The organism is uncultured Bacteroides sp. (assembly GCF_905207245.1).
Classification (GTDB): Bacteria; Bacteroidota; Bacteroidia; order Bacteroidales; family Bacteroidaceae; genus Bacteroides.
In genome coordinates, this window is sequence record NZ_CAJLKP010000144.1 from 1 (window position 1) to 7,105 (window position 7,105).

Annotated in this window: 5 protein-coding genes; 4 read left to right on the forward strand and 1 reads right to left on the reverse strand. The window is 47.3% G+C overall.

Annotation, left to right across the window (positions count from 1 at the left end):
• From QZ135_RS24060 to QZ135_RS24075, 4 genes are all read left to right on the forward strand, one after another.
• Positions 1–2,910: efflux RND transporter permease subunit (locus QZ135_RS24060; RefSeq protein ID WP_294615555.1), on the forward strand; the 2,910-nt coding region annotated here is incomplete at its 5' end.
• A gap of 105 nt (positions 2,911–3,015) precedes the next feature.
• On the forward strand, positions 3,016–4,407 hold the full coding sequence (locus QZ135_RS24065) for a TolC family protein (protein WP_294615561.1): 1,392 nt from the start codon (positions 3,016–3,018) through the stop codon (positions 4,405–4,407).
• A gap of 91 nt (positions 4,408–4,498) precedes the next feature.
• Positions 4,499–5,266: an acyl-ACP--UDP-N-acetylglucosamine O-acyltransferase gene (gene lpxA, locus QZ135_RS24070; protein WP_294615557.1), complete on the forward strand. Its 768-nt coding sequence runs from the start codon at positions 4,499–4,501 to the stop codon at positions 5,264–5,266.
• 100 nt (positions 5,267–5,366) lie between these two features.
• On the forward strand, positions 5,367–6,218 hold the full coding sequence (locus tag QZ135_RS24075) for a DNA/RNA non-specific endonuclease (RefSeq protein WP_294615559.1): 852 nt from the start codon (positions 5,367–5,369) through the stop codon (positions 6,216–6,218).
• Positions 6,219–6,244: 26 nt separating this feature from the next.
• On the opposite strand, the gene QZ135_RS24080 is transcribed toward QZ135_RS24075, so the two are convergent.
• Positions 6,245–6,895 (reverse strand): carbohydrate-binding family 9-like protein, encoded by a 651-nt coding sequence (locus QZ135_RS24080; RefSeq protein ID WP_294615563.1) that lies wholly within the window; start codon positions 6,893–6,895, stop codon positions 6,245–6,247.
• Positions 6,896–7,105 lie beyond the last annotated feature (210 nt).

The following is a 7,105-nucleotide window of genomic DNA, read 5'->3' on the forward strand; positions in this document are numbered from 1 at the left end:
GAGATGGCGGCCGTCAACGTACAGAACCGTGTCTCTATGGCACAAGGTCTGTTGCCTGCCGAAGTAACCAAAGTCGGTGTGACTACCCAGAAGAGACAGACATCCATGTTGATGGTATTCTCTATTTATGATGAGACAGACCAGTACAGCATCGAATTCCTTGAAAACTATGCCAACATCAACCTTATCCCTGAGGTGAAACGTGTAGCCGGTGTGGGTGATGCCATGGTGTTGGGTACAGACTACTCCATGCGTATCTGGCTGAAGCCCGACATCATGGCGCAGTACAAGCTGATACCTAATGATATAGCCGGAGTTCTGGCGGAACAGAATATTGAAGCTGCTCCGGGACAATTCGGTGAACGCGGTAACCAGACATTCCAATACACGATACGTTACAAAGGACGTCTGCAACAGGCGGAAGAATTTGAAAACATTGTTATCAAGGCACAGGAAAACGGAGAAGTGCTCCGCCTGAAAGACATTGCCGACATCGAATTGGGACGTCTGACTTATGGCTTCAATAATACCGTAAACGGACATAAAGCCGTTAGTTGTATCGTATTCCAGATGGCCGGTAGTAATGCTACGCAGACCATCAATGACCTGGAAGAATTGCTGAATGACTATTCTGAGAAATTGCCTGCCGGTTTGCAGATCAACATTGCACAGAGTGCCAACGACTTCTTGTTTGCTTCTATCCACGAGGTTATCAAGACATTGATCGAGGCGTTCATCCTGGTATTTATCGTAGTATATATCTTCTTGCAGGATATGCGCTCCACATTGATTCCGGCAATCGCCATTCCGGTTGCATTGATTGCAACGTTCTTCGTGCTGAAACTGATTGGTTTCAGTATCAACTTGCTGACCCTCTCGGCCATGGTGCTCGCCATTGCGATAGTGGTCGACGACGCCATAGTCGTCGTCGAGGGTGTCCATGCGAAGTTAGACCAGGGGTATAAGTCTGCCCGTGCCGCTTCCATCGATGCCATGAGTGAATTGGGGGGTGCCATCGTTTCTATCACTCTGGTCATGATGTCCGTATTTATCCCGGTAAGCTTCATGGGTGGTACGGCAGGTACATTCTACCGGCAGTTCGGTCTGACGATGGCTATCGCTATCGGTTTCTCCGCACTGAACGCGTTAACACTGAGTCCGGCATTGTGTGCCATTTTCCTGAAGCCGCACGAAGAACACGGAGATAAGAAATCAACCTTCATCAGCCGCTTCCATACAGGCTTCAATGTGGCTTACGACAAGATGCTGAAAAAATATAAGAACCATGTACTCTTCTTCATCCAGAAGAGATGGTTATCCTTCGGCCTCGTGGCTGCCTCCATCGTATTGCTGGTATTTTTTATGAAGATTACTCCGACAGGTATGGTGCCGAACGAAGATACGGGTACCATCATGGGTGTAGTAACCCTGCCTCCGGGCACTTCACAGGAACGTGCACAAGAAGTGCTGAACCGTGTGGACAGTCTGGTAGCCGCCGAGCCTGCCGTTGCATCCCGTACGGTAATCTCCGGTTATAGCTTTATCGGTGGTCAGGGACCTTCTTACGGTTCTATCATCATCAAGCTGAAGAATTGGGAAGAACGTTCCACAATGCAGAATTCCAATATCGTTTACATCACGCTCTTCATGCGTGCACAGAAGATTATCAAAGAAGCACAGGTATTGTTCTTCGCGCCTCCTATGATTCCGGGTTACTCGGCATCCAGCGACATCGAGTTGAACATGCAGGATAAAACCGGTGGTGACCTGAACCACTTCTTCGACGTGGTGAACAGCTACACCGCTGCATTGGAACAACGTCCGGAAATCAACTCCGCCAAGACAAGTTTCAACCCGAACTTCCCACAATATATGTTGGACATTGACGCAGCCGCTTGTAAAAAGGCAGGTCTCAGCCCGAGCGACATCCTTAGCACAATGCAGGGATATTTCGGTGGTCTGTATGCTTCCAACTTCAACAGTTTCGGTAAGATGTACCGTGTAATGATTCAGGCAGAACCCGAAGCAACCAAAAACCTGGAATCACTGTCGAGCATAAAGGTGCGCAATGGCAATGAGATGGCTCCCATCACCCAGTTCGTTTCTATTAAAAAGGTATACGGTCCGGACATCATCAGCCGTTTCAACCTCTATACTTCTATGAAAGTAATGGTTGCACCTGCTTCCGGTTATACTTCCGGTCAGGCACTGGCTGCCATCTCCGAAGTTGCCCAAGAGAATCTGCCTGCCGGTTTTGCTTATGAACTTGGTGGTATGGCACGTGAAGAGGCTGAAACCAGTGGCAGCACCACCGGATTGATCTTCGTGCTCTGTTTCGTATTCGTCTACCTGTTGCTGAGTGCACAGTACGAAAGTTACATCCTGCCGCTTGCCGTATTGTTGTCTATTCCGTTCGGTCTGCTGGGTAGCTTCCTGTTCGTCAACGGCATGAGTGCCATCGGTAACATATCCATCCTGAAGATGATAATGGGGTCCATGTCGAACGACATTTATATGCAGATTGCATTGATTATGTTGATGGGTCTGTTGGCGAAGAACGCCATCTTGATTATTGAGTTCGCCCTCGACCGTCGTAAGATGGGTATGAGCATCACGTGGGCAGCCGTACTGGGTGCCGCCGCCCGTCTGCGTCCTATCCTGATGACATCATTGGCTATGATTGTCGGTTTGATTCCGTTGATGATGGCTTCCGGTGCGGGAGCTAACGGTAACCGTACATTGGGTACCTCAGCCATCGGTGGTATGTTAATCGGTATGATATTGCAGATTTTTGTTGTACCCGCATTGTTTGTGGCATTCCAGTATCTGCAAGAGAAAATCAGCCCGATGGAATGGGCCGATGTGGACAACTCGGATGCAGAACCCGAAATAGAACAATATACTAAATAAATTAAGAATGAGGAATGAAGAATGAAGAATTTGCTGCGCTATGATAAGCATGCCGAATGGCAATCCTTCATTCATTATTCATCATTCTTCATTAAACAATATGATATGAAGAAACAAATAATAACTTTGATGTGTGCAACCGCTCTCCTGAGCAGTTGCCATATCTACAAAGCATACGACAGACCCGAAGACATTACGGCTGCCGGACTGTATCGCGACACGACAGCCGTGAACGATACACTTGCCGCCGATACCTCCAACTTCGGCAATCTGCCTTGGAGGAAAGTCTTTACCGACCCTCAGTTGCAAGCACTTATCGAACAAGCACTCACCAACAATCCCGACCTGCGCAGTGCTGCCCTGAACGTGAAAAAAGCCGAAGCTGCCCTCATGTCGGCGCGTCTGGCTTATGCCCCCACACTGGCTCTGTCTCCGCAAGGAACCGTAAGCAGTTGGGATAAGGGAAAAGCAACACAGACTTACTCGCTCCCTGTAACGGCAAGCTGGCAAATCGACCTCTTCGGTCAGATACTGAATCCGAAACGTGCGGCAAAGGTATCACTGAAACAGACGCAGTTCTATGAACAAGCCGTGCAGACACAAGTGATTGCCAATGTAGCCAACATGTACTACACTTTGCTGATGCTCGACCGTCAGTTGCAAATCACTGAGGAGACTGCAGAAATCTTGAAAAAGAATGTGGAAACCGTAGAAGCCATGAAAGATGCAGGTATCTACAATACCACTTCTGCCGGAGTAGAACAGACCCGTGCTGCTTACGCACAGGTATTGGCATCCCTGCCCAACATGCGCCAAAGCATCCGGGAAACGGAGAACGCCTTGTGCCTGATGCTGCACCAACCAGCACAGAGCATCAAACGCAGCGCACTGGAAGAGCAACACTTGCCGACAGAATTCTCCGCCGGTGTCCCCATACAGTTGTTGTCCAACCGTCCTGACGTGAAAGCAGCCGAAATGGCTCTTGCAGCAAGTTATTACGATACTAACAGCGCACGCGCAGCCTTCTATCCGCAGATTACGATAAACGGTTCTGCCGGATGGACCAACAGTGCCGGTTCGGCCATCATAAACCCTGCTAAGTTACTGGCCTCCGCAGTAGGTTCGTTGACGCAGCCACTGTTCTATCGTGGTGCCAATATCGCCCGCTTGAAACAAGCCAAAGCACAGGAAGAACAATCTAAGATTCAATTCCAGAATGCTCTTCTGAATGCCGGAAATGAAGTAAGCAATGCTTTGTATCAATATCAGATGACCACAGAAAAGGCGGTTTCTCGTGATATTCAAGTAAATTCTGCCCGTAAAGCTGCAGAAGATACAAAAGAATTGTTTAACTTAGGCACGTCAACGTATCTCGAAGTGCTGTCCGCCGAGCAATCTTACCTCAGTGCACAAATCTCCGAGGTATCCGATACCTTCGACCGCATGCAGGCTGTAATCAGTTTGTATCAGGCACTCGGAGGAGGAAGAGAGAAGTAATTATCAACTATTAGATATTAAATATTAATTGGCTGCCATTCATTGGGTGCAACAATTAATATTTAATATTTAATACTTAACATCTACTATTATGATAAGTCCATTAGCATTTGTAGATTCTGCCGCAAAGCTCGGCAAGAATGTAACAGTTCAGCCTTTCGCATATATTGAAGGCGATGTAGAAATTGGCGATGATTGCATAATCATGTCCGGTGCACGCATTCTCGAAGGTACTCGTATGGGACAAGGCAACAAAGTGCATCATGGCGCCGTACTCGGTACCACCCCGCAGGATTTCCACTATACGGGTGAGAAGAGTCTGCTGATTATCGGTGACAAGAATGATATTCGCGAGAATGTAGTCGTAAGCCGTGCCACGCATGAAGGCGATGCTACCCGTATCGGCAACGAAAACTATCTCATGGACGGTGTACACCTCTGCCACGACGTGCAAATAGGTAATCATTGTGTCATAGGACTCAAGACTATCTTAGCCGGTGATTGCCGCGTAAACGACTACACTATTCTGAGCAGCAACGTTATTCTGCAACAGAAATGCAACATCGGAAGCTGGGTACTGATACAATCAGGATGCCGCATTGCAAAGGATGTTCCACCGTATGTTATCATGAATGGTAACCCGGCAGAATATCATGGCATCAACGCCGTTGTTTTGCAACACAAGCATCAGGTTTCCGACCGTATTCTGCGCCATATCGTAAATGCTTACCGGTTGATTTATCAAGGTAACTTCAGTGTACACGATGCTTTACAGAAGATTGAAGACCAAGTGCCGATGAGTGATGAGATACACAATATCATTAACTTCGTGCGGGATTCGAAAGGCATTGTGAGATAAAAGAGATACTTTCTCATAACAGGAAGGTGTACCAAAAGCGCTGTGCTTTTGATACACCTTCTTTTTTGTTATCTTTGCGCCACCTTATCCATTTCAGATTATGAGAAAGAAAAAGAAAAAACAAAAGAATAGCAAGAACCAACTGATGCTGCTGATAGTCCTGATAGTATGTGGCATCATCACCGCCTATCAGACCACTAATTCAAAGGAAAAGGCCACCGACAGCAAACAGATAGAAGCAGTTTCCCAAAGCTCCCTCCTTAATTCCGAGGCTTACATCAAGCAAACCACCGCTCCCGGCACCCCCGAAATCCTTCTGCAACGCACCGGGTATCTCGTATCCTACAATTCCAATACCCGCATAGCGAACTGGGTAGCCTGGAAGTTAACTCCCGAACGTTTAAAGGACAACACCGAACGCATCAACAATTTCCACCCCGACCCCGACCTTCCTAAAACGAAAGCCGCCACTACGCAAGATTATAAAGGTAGTGGCTGGGATCGCGGTCACCTCTGCCCGGCAGGAGACAATAAATGGAATCGCCAGGCCATGATAGAGAGTTTCTATATGACCAATATCTGCCCCCAACATCACAATCTGAACCGTGGTGACTGGAACGAACTGGAACAGAAATGCCGCAAATGGGTAAAGAAAGACAGTTGCCTGTACATCGTAGCCGGACCTATATTCTACAACCGGAAGCCACAAACGATAGGCAAGCACAAGGTTGCCGTACCCGATGCCTTTTTCAAGGTGATACTCTCTTTGCACAAAAAGCCGAAAGCTATCGGTTTCATCTATAAGAATAATGAGGGAAATAATCCACTGGATGCCTATGTGAATACAGTGGACGAAGTGGAGCGGATTACAGGGATAGACTTCTTCCCCGCTCTTCCTGATGATATAGAAAGAGCGGTAGAAGCAAGCTATAATCTCAAGGACTGGAAATAGTCAGAGTCCTCTTAACGAATACGTAGTTATTCAAAATTCAGTGTTCCGAAGAATTCAGGACGATGGAAATCAGGTTTTTCCAGTTCAATGGGATTCCAGGAAAGGAAATGGGGAGTCTGTAACTTATCACCACATTTATAGAAATTGGCACGAATCGACTTTCCATCAAGGTTAGTGAACTGGTGCTTGAAGAAAGCGGAATAAGGAATGACTAACGCAAGTTCCCAACTACACTCGCCGACCCGTTCTTCAAAGGCTTTGCGACCCAGGGAAGACCAACGTTGCACTTTGTCCATCACTTCCTGCGGTGCATGTTCACGGTTGTTACGCCCTGCACCGGCACCGATAAGGAGGGTTCCGACACAGTTACATTCCACATTATAGTAAATTCCGTCTCCGGCAGGGATGGAGAAGAACTCCACACAAGCATCTTCCCACACAGCACCGTTGTCTCCGGCAGCTACGGCACGCACACTGGCTTCTCTTACTTTATAATGCAACAGAATGGCGTCATCCGTATGAGCTATGCGGAATTGCACTTCCGGTTGATAAGGAAATGCTTTCCAATTCACAGTGTTGATTGGCTGAAAAGGTACCTTTTCTTCGTCAAGCAAGGCAGGAACATTCTCTACCGACACATTTGCCAGACTTACTTTCTTTACATTCAACTCTTTCATTTCTTTCTTTTGGGGGTTAGTTGCAGACAAAGGGGAAATATAAAGCAGGACTATCAACAGGGCTGCAAATTTCCACCAGGGGGCTGCAAAGGTTCTTTTATTCATGATGTTAATACTAATTTTCTTCTTTTCTGAGCGGTTATGAATCAGTTACGAGCTACAGGCTACAAGCTACAAGTGCCTTTCGGAACATAGCGCAGCTACTTGTAG

Bases quoted from the DNA above. Each gene is read 5' to 3' on its own strand.
- lpxA (WP_294615557.1), top strand. From the start codon at position 4,499: ATGATAAGTCCATTAGCATTTGTAGATTCTGCCGCAAAGCTCGGCAAG.
- QZ135_RS24065 (WP_294615561.1), top strand. From the start codon at position 3,016: ATGAAGAAACAAATAATAACTTTGATGTGTGCAACCGCTCTCCTGAGC.
- QZ135_RS24075 (WP_294615559.1), top strand. From the start codon at position 5,367: ATGAGAAAGAAAAAGAAAAAACAAAAGAATAGCAAGAACCAACTGATG.
- QZ135_RS24080 (WP_294615563.1), bottom strand. From the start codon at position 6,895: ATGAAAGAGTTGAATGTAAAGAAAGTAAGTCTGGCAAATGTGTCGGTA.